The following is a 16,811-nucleotide window of genomic DNA, read 5'->3' as shown; positions in this document are numbered from 1 at the left end:
CGGGCCCAAATTGCTGGAATGTCCCCACCGATCTTCGCCGTCCTGACGAGCCGCGCCCTGATCTCCGTCGGCGGACCCGACTGGCGCACGTTCCTGCAAGGCCTGATCACCCAGGATGTCGAATCCGTGGCGGAGGGCCAGGCGCGGTTCGGCGCCCTGCTGACGCCGCAGGGCCGGCTGCTCTACGACCTGTTCGTGGTCGAGCGCGGCGACGGGACGGCCTGGCTGGACGTGGAGGCCGAACATCGCGAGGCCCTGCTCCAGCGGCTGATGATCTATCGCCTCAGGGCCAAGGTGGAGCTGGCGGCCGACGAGACGCCGGTGTCGATCCTGTTCTCGCCCGACCCGGGCGCGATCCCGCCAAAGCCGGCCGAGGGCCTGTGGGTCGCCGATGGCCGTCTGGCCGAACTGGGCTGGCGCGGCTACGGCGCGGCGGCTCCGGCGGGCGCGACGACCGCCGACGAGACGGCGCGCGAAGCCCAAAAGCTGAGGCTGGGCGTACCGGGGCCGGCCGACTGGGGCGTCGAGCGCACCTATCCCATCGAGGCCAACTTCGACCTGCTGGACGGGATCGACTTCAAGAAGGGCTGCTTCGTCGGCCAGGAGACCACCTCGCGCATGAAGCGGCGCGGCGCCATCAAGAGCCGCATGCTGCCCATCGCCTTCGACGGTCCGGCGCCGCCTCCCGGAACCGAGGTGCTCGCCGGTGACCTGCGGGCCGGCCAGGTGCTGTCGGGCGCCGAGGGCCGCGCCATCGCCCTGCTGCGGCTCGACCGGGCGCTGGGCGCCGACCTCACGGTCGATGGCCGGCCGGCGCGAGCCGAGGTTCCGGGGTGGCTGGCGCAGGCCGTGGGCGAAGCCGCCTAGCGAACCCCTTGTCTCGCCCGCCCGCCTGCGCTCTGACTGCGGCATGACGGCGACCCTGACTCGGTGCGAGTGGCGCGGCATGGCCGGCGATCCGCTCTATGAGGCCTACCACGACACCGAATGGGGCGTGCCGGAGTACGACAGCCGCGCGCTCTGGGAGAAACTGGTGCTCGACGGCTTCCAGGCGGGGCTGGCCTGGATCACCATCCTGCGCAAGCGCGAGGCCTTCCGCGCGGCTTTCGACGGCTTCGATCCCGAGAAGGTGGCCCGCTATGGCGAGGCCGACCGGACCCGGCTGATGGCCGACGCCGGAATCGTGCGCTCGAACGCCAAGATCGATGCGGCCATCAACGGGGCGAAGATCTTCCTGGAGATGCGCGACCGCGGCGAGGATTTCTCCGCGTTCTGCTGGGGCTTCACCGGCGGCAAGCCGGTGCAGAACACCTGGACCGCCTTCGGCCAGGTGCCGGCCCAGACGGAGCTGGCGGTGGAGGTCTCCAAGGCGCTGAAGGCCAAGGGCTTCAAGTTCGTCGGGCCGGTGATCGTCTACGCCTGGATGCAGGCCGTCGGCATGGTCAACGACCACCTCACCGGCTGCTTCTGCCACGACCGCGTGAAGGAGCTGGCGCGCTAGTGGCCAAGGGGCCGACCTTCATCCTCGAACGCGCCATCGTCGGCGGGCCGGTCTGCGGCGTGGACGAGGCGGGGCGCGGTCCCTGGGCGGGGCCGGTCTATGCGGGCGCGGTGATCCTTTCCGACAATCCGCGCAAGGTCCCCAAGGGCCTGGACGACTCCAAGAAGCTGACGGCCCGGGCGCGCGAGGCGCTGGAGCTGGAGATCAAGGACCGGGCCGTGGCCTGGGGCGTGGGCTTCGCCAGCGTCGAGGAGATCTTCGAACTCAACATCATCGGCGCCACAGGCCTGGCCATGCGAAGGGCGGTGGCGGCGCTGGGCGTGGCGCCGGCGCATGCCCTGGTGGATGGGAACTACCGCTTCGACCTGCCCTGCGAGGTGCAGACCGTGGTCGGCGGCGACGGCAAGTCGAAGTCGATCGCCGCCGCCTCGATCCTGGCCAAGACGGCCCGCGACCGACTGATGGTGGAGATGGACGCGCGATATCCCGGCTACGGCTTCGCCAGCCACAAGGGCTACAACGCGCCGGGCCACGTCGAGGCCCTGGTCAGCCTGGGCCCTTGCGAGATCCACCGCCGCGCCTGGCGGCCGGTGAAGATGGTGCTGGCCGGCCTCGATCCCCGGACCGAGGGCGCCGCTCAGGAGGAGTTGCCGTTCTGATGCATGCGCTGAGAACCCTGGTCCTGGCCCTCGTGGCCGCCTTCGGCCTGCTGGCGCACGGGGCGCTGGCGGCGGCCCGTCAGCCGCTGGTCGACGCGGCCTGGCTGCAGGCGCATGCGTCCGACGCGGGCGTTGTCGTCATCGACGTCCGCCCGGCCGAGGCCTATGCGGCCGGGCACGTGAAGGGCGCCCTGAGCGCGCCCTATGCCAGCTTCGGCTGGCGCGGGACCGTCGACGGCGTGCCTGAACAGCTGCCGCCGCCGGCGCAGATCCAGGGCCTGATCCGCGGCCTGGGCGTGAACGGCGCGAGCCACGTGGTGATCGTCACGGCCGGCGCCAACGCCACCGACTTCGGCGCGGCGACGCGCGTCTACTGGACCTTCCGGGTGCTGGGCCACGACGAGGTGTCGGTGCTCGACGGCGGCCAGCGGGCCTGGACCGGGGCCGGCCTGCCGCTGGACACGGCCACGCCGCCGCCGCCCGCCGCCGGGGATTTCACGGCACGGCTGAACCCGGCGCTGCTGGCCGACACGGCCGAGGTCGAGGCGGCGATGAAGGCCGGCGTGCGCCTGATCGACGCCCGGCCGCCCGACCAGTTCTCGGGCGCGAAGAAGAGCCCCATCGCCCGCGTCGGCGGCGCGATCCCCGGCGCGGTCGACGCCCCGCTCACCGAGTTCTACGACGCCGAGGCCGGACGGTTCGCCGACAAGGCGGCGGTGGAGGCGGCGGCCAAGGCGCACGGCGTCGATCCGGACAAGCCCGCCATCGCCTACTGCAACTCGGGCCACATGAGTTCGGTGGACTGGTTCGGGCTCTCCGAGGTGCTGGGGCAGAAGGACGTGAAGCTCTACGACGGCTCGATGGCGGCCTGGACCGCCGACCCCGCCCGCCCGGTCAGCGCGACTGCCGAGCCGGCCCATTGACCCGCTGAATCAAGATTGACCCCGGCCGGCCGAGACGGCCCGCTGCGGGCATGAGCGACGACCCCATCCCCGGCGCGCTGCGGCTCCAGGCCGGCATCTGCAAAGCCTTCGGCGCGCCCTTCCACGCCGCCATGATGGAGCGCCTGGCCGCCGACTACGAGCAGGGCGGGCCCACGCGCGGCCTTGTCGAGCCGTGGATCGGCGCCTCGGCGCGCAAGCTGTTCGACGACGCCGTGCCGATCCGCCTTGCCAACGCCTTCACCCATCTGGCCATGAGCGGCGAGGCGCCGGCGCTGGCGGCGGCCTATCCCACCGAGGCGAACCCCGCGGGCGACCCGGACGCGGCCTGGGGCGCGGCGCGGTCGGCGATGACGGCGCATCGCGACCATCTCCTGGCCTTCATGGGCCACGAGCCGCAGACTAACGAGGTGCGCCGCTCGGCCTGCCTGCTGGGCGGCTTCCTGACCGTGGCGGCCGAGACGGGCCTGCCGCTGCGCTGCTTCGAGATCGGGGCCAGCGCCGGGCTCAACGTCCTTTGGGATCGGTTCCACTATCGGCTCGGCGCGGCGGAATGGGGCGATCCGGCCTCGCCGGTGGAGATCCCGACCGACTGGGAAGGTCCGCTTCCGCCGCTGGAGGCGAAGGTCGAGGTGGCCGAACGCGCCGCCTGCGATCGGCGCCCGACCGAGCTGACCGACCCGGCCCAGCGCCGCCGGCTGCTGGCCTGCATCTGGCCGGGCCAGTTCGACCGGCTGGCGCGCAGCCGCGCGGCCATCGACCTGGCGCTGGCGGGCGGGACCGTGGTGGACGAAGCCGACGCGCTGGACTGGACGCGGGCGAAGGTGCGGCCCGAAGCCGGGGCGGCCACGGTGCTCTATCACTCGATCTTCTGGCAGTACCTGCCGCACGAGACCCGCGAGGCGCTGGAGGCGGCGATCCTGGAGATCGGCGACGGCGCGACGCCCGAGGCCCCGTTCGCCTGGCTGCGCATGGAGCCGCCGATGAACAACCTGGCCACCGTCGAACTGCGGCTCACCCTATGGCCGGGCGGCGGCGAGCGGGTCCTGGCCGAGGTCCATCCCCACGGCGCCTGGGTGCGCTGGAGCTGAGCCGCGCTCCTCCGCGGGCAGGTGCGACAACATGCACGGCCCCGGCGGGAAGGCAGGCAGTCGTTGTTAACCGCCGCTGCCTAGGGTCGCCGGGTAGCGGTCCGCGGCGGCGAATGTTTTCAGTCCTTTCCTGCATCTACGCCCAACACGACCTGCGGCTTGTCGCGGTCGCGACGCTGATCTGCGCCGCGGCCTGTAGCGCGGCCTTTGGGTTCCATCAGCGCAGCGTCGGAGCGGCCGGCTCCAGCGTCCGGTGGGCCTGGATGGCCCTGACCGGCCTGGTGGCGGGTTCGGGCGTCTGGGCGACCCACTTCATCGCCATGCTCGCCTACCAGCCGACCCTGCCGATCGGCTACGACGTGGCGCTCACCGCCGGATCGCTGGCGACCGCCGTCGTCGGCATGGGGGCCGGCTTCGCGCTTCCGGCCCTGTGGCCGACGCGCGCCGTCGCCCTGGCCGCTGGAGCCCTGACGGGCCTCGCCGTCGCGGCCATGCATTTCATGGGCATCGACGCCATGCGGATGTCGGCGCGCGTCGACTGGGACCACCGCTATGTCACGGCCGCGATCCTCATCGGGACGTTGGGCGCAGCGGGCGCCTTCTACGCCCGTGAGCGGCTTCAGGGCCGGATCGGATGGTTCGCGCCGGCCATGCTGCTGCTCCTGAGCATCGTCGGGCTGCACTTCACCGCAATGACCGCTGTCCGCCTCGTTCCGGACCCGGCCCTTGGGGTCCCGGCCCATCTGGTGGGGCGCGGCGCCCTGGCGCTGGCGACGGTGGCGCTCGCGGGCCTGATCCTGGCCGCCGCGACGAGCCTGATCTGGATGGAGCGGTTCGGGCGCAATTCGACTCTACAAGGGCTGCGCGATGCGCTCGACACCCTGTCGGCCGGCCTGGCCTTCTATGACAACCGCGGGCGATTGGTGGCCTGGAATCGCGCCTACGCCGACCTGTTCGCCGCCGCCGGCCTGGCTCCGACCCAGGGCATGCCCCGCCGCGTGATGATAGAGGCGGCGCTCGCCGCGGGCTGGGCGCCTGAGGGCGGCGGACCCGACCGGCGCCGGGCCTACTACCAGAGCGGCGCGGCCCCGGCGGTGGAGGTCAGGCTGCCCGACGGGCGCTGGCTGCGGCACGAAGCCTTCGCGACCCATGACCGCGGCGGCGTGACGATGCTGACCGACCTGACAGAGCAGCGGGAGACCGCCCGTGCGCTGGGCGAGGCCCGAGACGCGGCCGAGGCGACCAACCGCGCCAAGAGCCAGTTCCTGGCCAATATCAGCCACGAGATCCGGACCCCGCTGAATGGTGTGCTGGGCGTCGCCGACGTGCTGTTCAACACCGGGCTGAACGACCAGCAACGGGACCTGGTGGGCGTGATCCAGACGTCCGGCGCGCTGCTCAACGCCCTGCTGGGGGACCTGCTGGACCTGGCCCGCGCCGAAGCCGGCGCGGCGGAGCTGCGGCCACAGCCCGAGAGCCTCGCCGCGGTCGCGGATTCGGTGCGGCGCCTGCACGCGCCGCGCGCCGAGCAGAAGGGCGTCGGCCTGCGCGTGGAGATCGGCGCGGACGCCGGAGCCTGGGCGGCCTGCGACGGCATGCGCCTGCGCCAGGTGATCGGCAACCTGGTGAGCAACGCCATCAAGTTCACCGACGCCGGCGAGGTGGTGATCGCGCTGGAGCGCTCGGGCGACTCCGTCACCTTCCGTGTACGCGACACGGGCGCCGGCTTCGACGCGGCGACCAAGGCGAGGCTGTTCGGCCGCTTCGAACAGGCCGACGGCAGTTCGACGCGGCGGCACGGCGGCGCGGGCCTGGGCCTGGCCATCTCCCGGGAATACGTGCGCCTGATGGGCGGCGAGCTGGACGGCGACAGCCAGCCGGGCGAGGGCGCCGTCTTCTCGTTCACGCTGGAGCTGCCGGCGCTTGAGCCCCCCGCGCCCGCGGCGGACGAACCGGCCGCCGGCGAACGCGAGGCGGGCCGCTTCCGCGTGCTGATCGTCGACGACAACGAGGTGAACCGTCAGGTGATGGCGATGATCCTGGACTCGATCGGCATCGATCATGCCGAAGCCGCCAACGGTCGCCAGGGACTTGACGCCGCCATGACCTGCGGCTTCGACGCCGTGCTGATGGACATCCAGATGCCCGTGATGGACGGCTTCGAGGCGACGCGCCGCATCCGCGCCTGGGAGGCCGAGACGGGTCAGCCGCGCACGCCGATCCTGATCGTTTCGGCCAACTGCCTGCAGGAGCACATCGACGCCGGCGCGGCGGCCGGCGCCGACGGACATCTCGACAAGCCGGTCTCGGTGGCCCAGCTGCTGGGCGCGCTGGAGCCGTACGCGACCGCGGCGCTGGCGGCTTAAGCTTTCGTTGACCATGGCTGTAAAGACGGCCTTCACCATGTCGGCCTGAGGATTCAAAGTGTGTTTCCACTTTGAGGGCGCGTCATGCGGCTGCCGGTCGACACCATTCTGACAGGCGATTGCCTGGAGGAGCTGGCGAAGCTCCCCGACCGTTCGGTCGATCTCGTGTTCGCCGATCCGCCCTACAACCTCCAGCTCGGCGGCGACCTGCTGCGCCCGGACAACTCCAAGGTCGACGCCGTCGACGACCACTGGGACCAGTTCGAGAGCTTTGAGGCCTACGACCGCTTCACCCGCGCTTGGCTGAAGGAATGCCGGCGGGTCCTGAAGGACGACGGCGCCCTCTGGGTGATCGGCAGCTATCACAACATCTTCCGCGTCGGCGTGGCCGTGCAGGACCTGGGCTTCTGGATCCTCAACGACATCGTCTGGCGCAAGTCGAACCCGATGCCGAACTTCAAGGGCACGCGCTTCACCAACGCCCACGAGACCCTGATCTGGGCGGCCAAGAGCCGGGGCGGGCGGCGCTACACCTTCAACTACGACGCCATGAAGATGGCCAACGACGAGCTGCAGATGCGCTCGGACTGGACCCTGCCGCTGTGCACGGGCGAGGAGCGGCTGAAGGACGACACCGGCGCCAAGGCCCATCCCACCCAGAAGCCCGAGGCCCTGCTGCACCGGGTGATCATGGCGTCCACCAAGCCGGGCGACGTGATCCTGGATCCGTTCTTCGGCACGGGCACCACGGGCGCCGTGGCCCGCCGCCTGGGGCGCAAGTTCATCGGCGTCGAGCGCGAGACCGAATATGCGAAGATCGCCGAGGCGCGGATCGCCCGGGTGATCCCCGCCAGCCCCGAGGAGATGGCCGTCACCGGCTCCAAGAAATCGGAGCCGCGCGTGCCGTTCGGCCAACTGGTCGAGGCCGGGCTGCTGCGGGCCGGCGACGTGCTGTACTGCCCGCAGGGCCGCAACGCCGCCAAGGTGCGCGCCGACGGCAGCCTGATCGTGGGCGAGTTCACGGGCTCGATCCACAAGGTGGGCGCCATGGTCCAGTCGGCGCCGGCCTGCAACGGCTGGACCTACTGGCACTTCAAGACCGACAAGGGCCTGGCCCCCATTGACGTGCTGCGGGCCAAGGTGCGGGCGCAACTGCCCGCATAGGACTCGACCTCGCCGTCCTTCGCCCCCACCTTGTTCGAAAAGACGGTTCGGGGAGGGGCGCAGATGCGCGGGACCGGCGCGTGAATCCGCGCATCTACGTGCTGACGCTGTCGAGCTTCGCGTTCGGCTCGGCGGCCTTCATCTTCGCCGGCCTGCTGGAGCCGATGGCGGCGGATCTCGGCGTCTCGACCGCCGTGGCCGGCCAGTTGCAGACCGCCTACGTCCTCACCTCGGCCTTGCTTGGGCCCGCGGTGGCGCACCTTCTGGGCCGGGTCGACCGGCGGCTGGTGGTGATGGGCGGGCTCGCGCTCGGCCTCTGCCTGCACCTGGCGTGCGCGTTCACGCCCAACTTCATGACCCTGATGGTGCTGCGCGGCCTCGCCGGCCTTGCGGGCGCGATGTCGGGGCCGGCGGCCAGCGTCGCGGCGGCGACCCTGGCCTCGCCCGAGCGGCGCGGGTCGGCCGTGGCCACCGTGGCGGGCGGCATGACGCTGGCCTTCGTCCTGGGCATTCCCCTGGGCAGCGTGGTGGGCGCGGCGTTCGGCTGGCGCGCGACTTTCCTGGTGGCGGCGGGGCTTTCGGCCATCGCGCTGGCCGGGGTGGCGCTCTTCCTGCCCAGCGTGCCGGCCCAGCCGCGGCGGACCGGCGGCCAGGTTCCGATCGGCGAGATCTGGCCCCTCTACCTCACCACCTTCCTGATGTTCGCCGCCAACATGACGCTCAACCTCTACATCGCCCCGATCGTGCGGGTGGGGGCGGGGGTCACCGGCGCGGGCGTCGGCGCGTTCCAGGCGATGATCGGCGTGGGCTCCATCGCCGGGCTGTCGCTGGGCGGGCGGGCGGCCGACCGAGGGGCGGGCAAGGCCTGGATCCTCCAGGGATTCGTGATCCAGGGCGTGGCCATGAGCCTGCACTTCGCCGCCACCCACCATCTGCTCGGGACGGGCTGGTCCAGCAAGGTCCTGGTGGCCTCGGCGATCTTCGTGGCCGCCACGGCGCTGTTTTCGGTGACGCCGGTGATCCAGTCGCGGCTGATCCAGGCCACCGACGGGGCGCCCGTGGCGCTGGCGCTGAACGGCTCGGTGATCGCGCTAGGCCAGGCGCTAGGCTCCACGATGGGCGGGGCGGCGCTGGCGCTCCTGGGCGTGCCGGCGATCCCGGGCGCAGCCCTGGCGATGTCGCTGACCGCCCTCGCCATCCTCGCCTTCGCCTTCCCGCGGGCGCGGCCCGCGACGGTCTAAAGCAGGTTCGTGAGCCCCGCGCGAGCGGCCTTCAGGAACACGCTGGGCAGGGCGTCGAGATCGCGGCGCGGGCTCCAGATCACGCCGTCGGCGTCCCCTTCGGCCCGCAGCAGGCGCAGGGTCAGCGTGAAGTGGGTGAAGCCGTGCTCCACCTCGCCCACGCCCCGCCAGTCGGCCTCGGCCGGCGCGGCGGCCAGCGCCTCGGCGTCGCTCCAGCGCTGGGCCCGCCACGCGCTGGTGGGCAGGGCCAGCATGCCGCCCAGAAGGCCCTTCGGCGGCCGGCGCACCAGCGCGATCCGGTCGCCGCGGGTCAGCACATAGGCGACGCCATGGCGGTGCGGCCGTTCGGCCTTGGCCGTCTTGCGCGGGTAGGTCTCGGGCGCGCCGCCGGCCAGGGCGGCGCAGTGGGCGGTCAGCGGGCAGCGGTCGCACAGGGGCGCCTTGGGCCGACAGACCGTTGCGCCCAGGTCCATCAGCGCCTGGGCCCAGTCGCCCGGACGATGCTCGGCGACGAGGCCGGCGGCCAGCCGCTTCAGTTCGGGCTTGGCGTCGGGCAGGGGCGCCTCCACCGCGAACAGCCGCGCCATCACCCGTTCCACATTGCCGTCGACCACATTGGCCGGGCGATCGAAGGCGATGGCCGCCACCGCCGCGGCGGTGTAGGGGCCGAGGCCGGGCAGGGCGCGCAGGCCCTCCTCGGTGTCGGGGAACACGCCGCCATGGTCGGCCGCGACAGCGCGGGCGCAGGCCAGCAGGTTGCGGGCGCGGGCGTAGTAGCCGAGGCCCGCCCAGGCGGCCATCACCTCGCCGTCGGGCGCGGCGGCCAGGTCGCCCACCGTGGGCCAGCGGGCGGTGAACTTCAGGAAATAGGGCGTGGCGTGCGGCACGGTGGTCTGCTGCAGCATCACTTCCGACAGCCACACCCGGTAGGGGTCGGCCCGCGCGCCGGCGGCGTGGTCGGCCGGCCCCACCCGCCAGGCCAGGTCGCGGGCGTTGGCGTCGTACCAGTCGAGCAGGCGGGCGCGGAGCGTTTCGGAAGCCACGCCTGCGCCTAACATCCGCCGGCCGTCCGGCGAAGCCTTGTCGTCCCCAAGGGCAGCTTGGCGATATTGAGCACTGGCGCAACGACGCCACGAGGAGGGAACGACGCCGTGGGAGAACACCTTCCGGGACTCTCGCCCGAAGAGGCGGCGCGCGCGATGCAGCCGCTCGAGTCGGCCTGGACGCTGCCGCCGGCCGCCTATCTGCGCGACGACATCTACGCCCTGGAGCTCGAACGGATCTTCCGGCGAAGCTGGCTGGCGGTGGCCCGGCTCGACCAGATCCCCGAGCCCGGCGATTTCCTGACCCTCGATCTCGTCGGCCAGCCGGTGATGGTGGTCCACGGCGTCGACGGCGAGGTGCGGGTGATGTCGGGCGTGTGCCTGCACCGCGCCGCTCTGCTGGCCGAAGGGACGGGGCGGCGCAAGCTGTTCACCTGCCCCTACCATTCGTGGGCCTACGACACGACGGGCGCCCTGGCGGCCGCGCCGTTGATGGAGGGCGCGGAGGGGTTCGAGCCGGGCGCCTGCCGCTTGCCGCAGATCCGCGCCGAGGTCTGGGAGGGCTTCGTCATGGCCAACCTCGACCCCGAGGCGGCGCCTTTCGCCCCGCAGGTCGAGGGCCTGCGCGCCGCCTTCGCCAACTACGACCTCGCCGGCATGGTCGTGGCGCGCACGCTCACCTACGAGAGCGGCTGGAACTGGAAGGTCCTCGTTGAGAACTTCATGGAGGCCTACCACCACATCGGCCCCCATGCGCAGACCTTCGAGCCGGTCTTCCACGCCCGCGATTCCAGCGTGCCCGACGCCGACGGGCCGTGGTCGATCCTGCGCATGCCGCCGGCCGAACCGCACGCGTCGCCCGACGCCCTGGTCCAGGGCCTCGATCCGTCACAGCAGGGCGCCCTGTTCGCCGCCGTCGCCTATCCGCACCTGATGTTCGCGCCGCACGACAACGGCATGGCCTGGTACCAGTTGTTTCCGTCCTCGGCCGGCCGCCTGACGCTGAAGGTCCATGTGTGCCTGCCCGGCCATGCCCGGGCGCTGGACGATTACGAGGCCATCGCCGACGCCGCCGCCGCCTTCACCGACCACATCCATCGCGAGGACATCGCCGCCAACGACCTGGTCTGGCGTGGCCTCACCGCCCCGATGACGCGGCAGGGCCGGCTGTCGCCGCTGGAACGGGCGATCTGGCAGATGAACCAGTGGTGGCTGGGGGCGATGACGGCGCCTCGCTGAGGCGATAGGGTTTCGGCGTGTCCCGCCGCCAGCTCCCGACCACGGAAGAGGCCCTCCGCATCCTGGCGGAGAGGCGCACCCGCCCCCAGCGCCGCGCGCCGCCGCCGGCGGGCCGGGCGCTGAACCGCTACGTGAAGGACCTGGACGCGAAATACGGCCAGGGCGTCGGCGGCCTGTCCGCGCGCTGGCGCGAGATCGTGGGGCCCGAGATCGCCCGGCGCACCGAGCCCGTGAAGCTGGTGAAGGGCCGCGCGGGCGGGCCGTCGTCGCTGGAGATCCGGGTCGCCGGGCCGGCGGCGGCGATCGTGCAGCACCAGGCCCACGACATCCTGGCGCGGGTGAACCTGTTCCTGGGCGCCGAGGCGGTCCAGAAACTGCGCATCGTGCAGGGGCCGCTGCGGCGGACCGAACCGCCGCCTCCGCCGCGCCGCCGGCCCGCGCCGCTCGACGCCGCGCAGGAGGCGGGCCTGGCCGAGGGGCTCGCCGACGTCCCGGACGGCAAGCTCAAGGCGGCCCTGATGGCGCTGGGCCGAGGCGTCCTGCGGCGAAGCGGCCGTTGACACATATCCGTCGCGGTCGCATCGCCAATTGCCGGCGCGGCCGCCTCCCGAGAGAGCGTTTGCGCCTGCGCGCGGGAATCGCGCTTTAATCTTCCGTTCAGAACCTCGCGAAAGGTCGCCGATGGTCCGTCCGAGCCGCCTCCTGATGGCCGCCGCCCTCGCGGGCGCCGTGGTCCTGGCGGGTTGCAGCAAGCCGGCGGGCGATGTCGCGGACGGCGCCATGTCGATGGGCTTCCTCGACGCCAAGGTCCAGATGGACGAGTACGCCTCGACCACCTGCTCCCACTGCGCGCGGTTCAACAACGACGTCTTTCCGGCCTTCAAGGCCAAGTACATCGACACCGGCAAGGTGCGTTACACCCTGCACGAGTTCCTCACCCCGCCCGAGGCCGTGGCTGCGGCCGGCTTCCTGACCGCGCGGTGCGCCGGGCCCGACAAGTACTTCGCCGTGATCGACGACCTCTTCCGAAGCCAGGAGGAGATGTATGCGACCGGCGACGCGCGGGGCGTGCTGGTCAAGGTGGCGCAGGCGGCCGGCCTGACCGAGGACCAGTTCAACAAGTGCGTCGCCGACGAGGCCGCCAACCGGGCGCTGTCCCAGCGCGTCCGCACGGCGATCCGCGACAAGGGCGTGAGTTCCACGCCCACCTTCTTCTTCAACGGCAAGAAGGTGAAGGAGGGCGAGATGACCCTCGATGAATTGGACGCCGCCGTTGCGGAGGCCTCGAAGTAGCCATGCGTTTTCGCCCGACCCTCGTTGCGTTCCTGACCCTGCTGGCGGCCGCGCTCGTCGCGCCGGCTTCCGTCGCGGCCGCGCCCGCCGCGCCCGCCAAGGCGGCGGCCGTCCGCTGGCCCTCCGCCCCGGGCGACATGAACCTGGGCGACCCGAACGCCCCGGTGCGGGTGATCGAATATCTGTCGCTGACCTGTCCGCACTGCGCGCACTTCAACGACGAGGTCTTCCCGCTGTTCCGGAAGAAGTACGTCGACACCGGCCGGGTCTACTACACGGTGCGCGAGCTGCTGACCGCGCCGGCCCAGGTGGCGGCCGCGGGCTTCCTCATGGCCCGCTGCGGCGACGGCTCGAAGTATTTCACGATCGTCGACCAGGTGTTCCGCAGCCAGCCGCGCTGGCAGGCCGGCCAGATCAAGCCGATCTTCCTCGACATCGCCAAGGCCAACGGCTTCACCGAGGCGCAGTTCGAAGCCTGCCTGACCGACGAGAAGGCGCAGGACGCCCTGGAAGCGCGGCTGACCTACGCCAACGAGACCGATCACGTGACCGGCACGCCGACGTTCTTCGTGAACGGCCTGCTGATGCCGAACGACCGTGTGCCGACCCTGGCCGAGCTTGACGCGGCCATCGCCAAGGCCCTCGCCGCGAAGGGAGGGCGCTAGCGCAGGTGCACTTCCAGCGGCTCAAGCTCGCGGGCTTCAAGTCCTTCGTCGATCCGACAGAGTTCCGGATCGAACCGGGACTCACGGGCGTCGTCGGGCCGAACGGCTGCGGCAAGTCGAACCTGTTGGAAGCGCTGCGCTGGGTGATGGGCGCCAATTCCGCCAAGGCCATGCGGGCCGGCGGGATGGACGACGTGATCTTCGCCGGCGCCGCCAACCGGCCCGGGCGCAGCCACGCCGAGGTGGCGCTGACCATTGACAACTCCGCCAGGCGCGCGCCGGCGGCGTTCAACGACCACCCGGTGCTGGAGGTGGTGCGCCGCATCGACAAGGGCGCGGGGTCGACCTACCGGATCAACGGGCGCGAGGTGCGGGCCCGCGACGTCCAGCTCCTGTTCGCCGACGCCTCCACCGGGGCCAGTTCGCCGGCGCTGGTGCGCCAGGGCCAGATCTCCGAGCTGATCGCCGCCAAGCCGCAGAACCGGCGATTGATCCTGGAAGAGGCCGCCGGCGTGTCCGGCCTGCATTCGCGCCGCCACGAGGCCGAGCTTCGCCTGCGCGCCGCCGAGACCAACCTCGAACGCCTGGACGACGTGGCGCGCGAGCTGGAAGCCAATCTCGGCCGCCTGAAGCGCGAGGCGCGCCAGGCCGAGCGCTACAAGAAGCTGTCGGCCGAGATCCGCGCGCTTCAGGGCGCGGTGCTCTACGCCAAGTGGGCCCAGGCCAAGGCCGCCGCCGAGCGATTGGGCGCCGAGGTGCGGGCGGCCGCGGACGCCGTCGAGGCCACCGCACGCGCCGCGGCCCAGGCCACCACGCGCGCCGCCGAGGCCGACGCGGCGCTGAAGCCGCTGCGCGAGGCCGAGACCATCGCCGCGGCGATCCTGCACAAGCTGGAGATCGACAAGGACCGCCTCGAACGCGAGGAGGAGGCCCACGCCGCCGAGCTGGCGCGCCTCACCGGCGAGGTGGAGCGCATCGACGCCGACCGGGCGCGCGAGGCCCACATCACCGAGGACGCCGAGGCCGCGTTGGAGCGCCTGGCCGCCGACCTCGAAGCCCTGCGCGCCCAGATCGCCGCCGCGCCCGAACGCGGACCCGAGCTGGAGGCCGCGGCCAAGGCCGCCGAAGCCGCGCGCGCCGCCGCCGACGCCGAGGTCGAGCGGCTGGCCGCCGAGCTGGCCGCGCGCGAGGCCGAGCGCCGCGCCGCCCGGACCCGGATCGAAGAGGCCCAGTCGCGGGTGTCCCGCACGCGGCGGGCGCTGGACCAGGCGCGCGGCGAGCGCCAGGCGCTCGGCCCGGTGCTCAATCCCCAGGCCGCGGAGATCCAGGCGCGGGCCGAGGCGGCCGAGGCGGCCCTGGCCGCGGCGCGTCAGGCGCTGGAGGCGGCCGAGGAGGCGCGCGCCGAGGCGGTGACCGCCGAAGCGACCGCGCGGGAAGCCGGCCGCAAGGTGGACGAGCAGTTGGGCCGCCTCACGGCCGAGGCCCGGGCGCTGGCCGGGCTGGTGGCGCAGGCCAAGCGCGGCGGCTTCGTTCCGGCGCTCGATTCCGTCACGCCCGACCGCGGCTATGAAGTGGCCCTGGCGGCGGCTCTGGGCGACGACCTCGACGCGGCGCTGGATCCGGCCGCGCCGGCCTACTGGGGCGGGCGCGAAGCCGCCGCGCCGGCCTGGCCTGAGGGCGCGGTCCCGCTTGCGCCGTTGGTGCGGGCGCCGGTGGCGCTGGCCGCGCGTCTGGCCTTCACGGCCCTGGTCGACCGCGCCGACGGCGATCGCTTGCAGAAGGCGGGGCTGCCGCCCGGTGCGCGGCTGGTCTCGCGCGAAGGCGATCTCTGGCGCTGGGACGGCTTCGTCGCGCGGGCCGAGGCGCCCAAGCCCGCCGCCGTCCGCCTGGAGCAGAAGACCCGCTTGGCCGAGATCGAGGCCGAGATCGAGAAGATGGAGCCCCGGGCCAAGGCCGGGCGCGAGGCGGCCGAAGCCGCCGCCCAGCGTCTGCGCGCCGCCGAGGAGGCCCTGCGCGCCACCCGTCGCGAGCTGCCCGGCCTGGAGCAGCAGGCGTCCCAGGCGCGCGCGGCCCTGGAGCGGGTGTCGCGCGAAGCGGCGCTGAAGGAGGCGCGCGCGGCGTCGCTCGACGACCTGATCGGCCGGTTCGAAGCCGAGCTGGCCGAGCACGAAGGCCAGCTCGCCGCCGTCTCCGCCGAGGTGGGAACGGACGGCGCGGCCGAGGCCTTGGCCGAACAGCTCGCCGCGGCGCGCGCCGCCGCCGGGCCGGCCCGCGAGGCCGCCGCCCAGGCCCGCGCGGCCTGCGAATTCGAGGCTCGCGAACGCGGCGGCCGCGCGCGGCGGCTCGAGACCCTGACCGGCGAGCACGAGGACTGGGCCCGCCGCGCCGCCGCCGCCGCCAAGCGGCTGAGCCACCTCGACGCGGCGCGGATCAAGGCCAAGGCCGCGCTCGACGCGGCGCACGACGCGCCTTCCACGCTGGAGGCGCGCAAGGTCGCGCTGCTCGACGAACTGGCCGCCGCCGAGGCCCGCCGCAAGGGCACCTCCGACGCGCTCGCCGCGGGCGAGCGTGAACGCGCCGAGAGCGAGCGGGGCCTTCGCGCCGCCGAGTCCGCCGCCGGCGAGGCCCGCGAGGTGCGCGCCAGCCTGACCGCCCACGCCGAGGCCGCGACCGAACGCCTGGCCGAGGTTTCCGCCAACATCCGCGAGGCCGCCCGGATGGAGCCCGAGGCCCTGGGCCGGAAGCTGGCGGACGAGGCGGTCGCCATCCCGGCCGACGCCGAGGGGACCGAGGCGCACCTCTTCAACCTGGAGCGCCAGCGCGAATCGATCGGGGCGGTGAACCTGCGCGCCGAGGAGGAGGCGGGCGAACTCGCCGCGCGCCTCGAGACCATGAACGCCGAACGCTCCGACCTGACGGGCGCCATCAGCCGGCTGCGCCAGGGGATCGACGAGCTGAACGGCGAGGGCCGCGAGCGCCTGACCGCCGCCTTCGCGGTGATCAACGAGCACTTCAAGACCCTGTTCGAGACCCTGTTCCAGGGTGGCCAGGCCGAGCTGCGCCTCGTGGAATCGGACGACCCGCTGGAGGCCGGCTTGGAGATCTTCGCCTGCCCGCCCGGCAAGCGGCTGGCGACGATGAGCCTGATGAGCGGCGGCGAGCAGGCCCTGACCGCCGCGGCCCTGATCTTCGCCGTGTTCCTGTCCCAGCCCGCGCCCATCTGCGTGCTGGACGAAGTCGACGCCCCGCTCGACGATGCCAACGTCGACCGCTTCTGCAACATGCTGGACGAGATGTGCCGGCGCACCGAGACGCGCTTCATCGTGATCACCCACAACCCGGTCACCATGGCCCGCACTGACCGGCTGTTCGGCGTCACCATGGCCGAGCGCGGGGTGTCGCAACTGGTGTCGGTTGACCTAAGGCAAGCCGAGGCCATGGCGGCGCAATAGCGCCCGTCCGAGTCCGGGCGATCCGTCGCAGGTCTGAAAACCTGCGCAAATTCAGATATTTGGCACTTGATCAGGTGCTATTGACGCACTGCACGGTGACCTTTAGGTTCCGCGCGACCTGAAAGCCCCCCGCCGTGGCGGCGACGTCGCGGTCGA

General features: G+C 72.6%; 14 protein-coding genes. 13 read left to right on the top strand and 1 reads right to left on the bottom strand.

Translation table 11 applies throughout. From position 1 onward, the window contains the following. Positions 1–18 precede the first annotated feature (18 nt). From GC203_RS19535 to GC203_RS19500, 8 genes are all read left to right on the top strand, one after another. Complete coding sequence (locus GC203_RS19535) at positions 19–867, top strand: folate-binding protein YgfZ (RefSeq protein ID WP_293458126.1); 849 nt, start codon at positions 19–21, stop codon at positions 865–867. Between the two features lie 43 nt (positions 868–910). Beyond that, positions 911–1,501: a DNA-3-methyladenine glycosylase I gene (locus tag GC203_RS19530; RefSeq protein WP_293458124.1), complete on the top strand. Its 591-nt coding sequence runs from the start codon at positions 911–913 to the stop codon at positions 1,499–1,501. After that, positions 1,501–2,160: a ribonuclease HII gene (locus tag GC203_RS19525; protein ID WP_293458122.1), complete on the top strand. Its 660-nt coding sequence runs from the start codon at positions 1,501–1,503 to the stop codon at positions 2,158–2,160. The genes GC203_RS19530 and GC203_RS19525 overlap by 1 nt, the downstream gene beginning before the upstream one ends. Beyond that, positions 2,160–3,083: a sulfurtransferase gene (locus GC203_RS19520; protein WP_293458120.1), complete on the top strand. Its 924-nt coding sequence runs from the start codon at positions 2,160–2,162 to the stop codon at positions 3,081–3,083. The genes GC203_RS19525 and GC203_RS19520 overlap by 1 nt, the downstream gene beginning before the upstream one ends. A gap of 50 nt (positions 3,084–3,133) precedes the next feature. Further along, entirely contained in the window at positions 3,134–4,192 is a 1,059-nt protein-coding gene (locus GC203_RS19515; protein ID WP_293458118.1) for a DUF2332 family protein, read from the top strand. Between the two features lie 113 nt (positions 4,193–4,305). Next, complete coding sequence (locus GC203_RS19510; protein ID WP_293458116.1) at positions 4,306–6,558, top strand: ATP-binding protein; 2,253 nt, start codon at positions 4,306–4,308, stop codon at positions 6,556–6,558. Between the two features lie 84 nt (positions 6,559–6,642). Continuing rightward, the gene (locus GC203_RS19505) at positions 6,643–7,722 is read left to right on the top strand and encodes a site-specific DNA-methyltransferase (RefSeq protein WP_293458114.1); all 1,080 of its coding nucleotides are present in this window, start codon (positions 6,643–6,645) and stop codon (positions 7,720–7,722) included. An 80-nt stretch (positions 7,723–7,802) separates the two neighbouring features. Continuing rightward, positions 7,803–8,963, top strand: a complete 1,161-nt coding sequence (locus tag GC203_RS19500; RefSeq protein WP_293458112.1) for an MFS transporter — start codon at positions 7,803–7,805, stop codon at positions 8,961–8,963. Here GC203_RS19500 and mutY read toward each other — a convergent pair. Beyond that, entirely contained in the window at positions 8,960–10,006 is a 1,047-nt protein-coding gene (mutY, locus tag GC203_RS19495; RefSeq protein ID WP_293458110.1) for an A/G-specific adenine glycosylase, read from the bottom strand. The genes GC203_RS19500 and mutY overlap by 4 nt on opposite strands. A 108-nt stretch (positions 10,007–10,114) precedes the next feature. Between mutY and GC203_RS19490 the strand changes: the two genes are divergently transcribed. From GC203_RS19490 to GC203_RS19470, 5 genes are all read left to right on the top strand, one after another. Beyond that, the gene (locus tag GC203_RS19490; protein WP_293458107.1) at positions 10,115–11,245 is read left to right on the top strand and encodes an aromatic ring-hydroxylating dioxygenase subunit alpha; all 1,131 of its coding nucleotides are present in this window, start codon (positions 10,115–10,117) and stop codon (positions 11,243–11,245) included. A gap of 17 nt (positions 11,246–11,262) precedes the next feature. Then, positions 11,263–11,805, top strand: a complete 543-nt coding sequence (locus GC203_RS19485) for a DciA family protein (RefSeq protein WP_293458105.1) — start codon at positions 11,263–11,265, stop codon at positions 11,803–11,805. A 145-nt stretch (positions 11,806–11,950) separates the two neighbouring features. Further along, a complete protein-coding gene (locus tag GC203_RS19480) occupies positions 11,951–12,538 on the top strand; it encodes a DsbA family protein (RefSeq protein WP_293458103.1) in 588 nt (195 codons plus the stop codon). A 2-nt stretch (positions 12,539–12,540) separates the two neighbouring features. After that, positions 12,541–13,203, top strand: coding sequence for a DsbA family protein (locus GC203_RS19475; protein WP_293458101.1), 663 nt, complete (start codon positions 12,541–12,543; stop codon positions 13,201–13,203). A gap of 5 nt (positions 13,204–13,208) precedes the next feature. Further along, the gene (locus GC203_RS19470; protein ID WP_293458099.1) at positions 13,209–16,655 is read left to right on the top strand and encodes an AAA family ATPase; all 3,447 of its coding nucleotides are present in this window, start codon (positions 13,209–13,211) and stop codon (positions 16,653–16,655) included. Positions 16,656–16,811 lie beyond the last annotated feature (156 nt).

It is taken from the genome of Phenylobacterium sp. (genome assembly GCF_016124325.1).
GTDB lineage: Bacteria > Pseudomonadota > Alphaproteobacteria > Caulobacterales > Caulobacteraceae > Phenylobacterium.
This window is presented reverse-complemented; position numbering and strand designations above follow the sequence as displayed.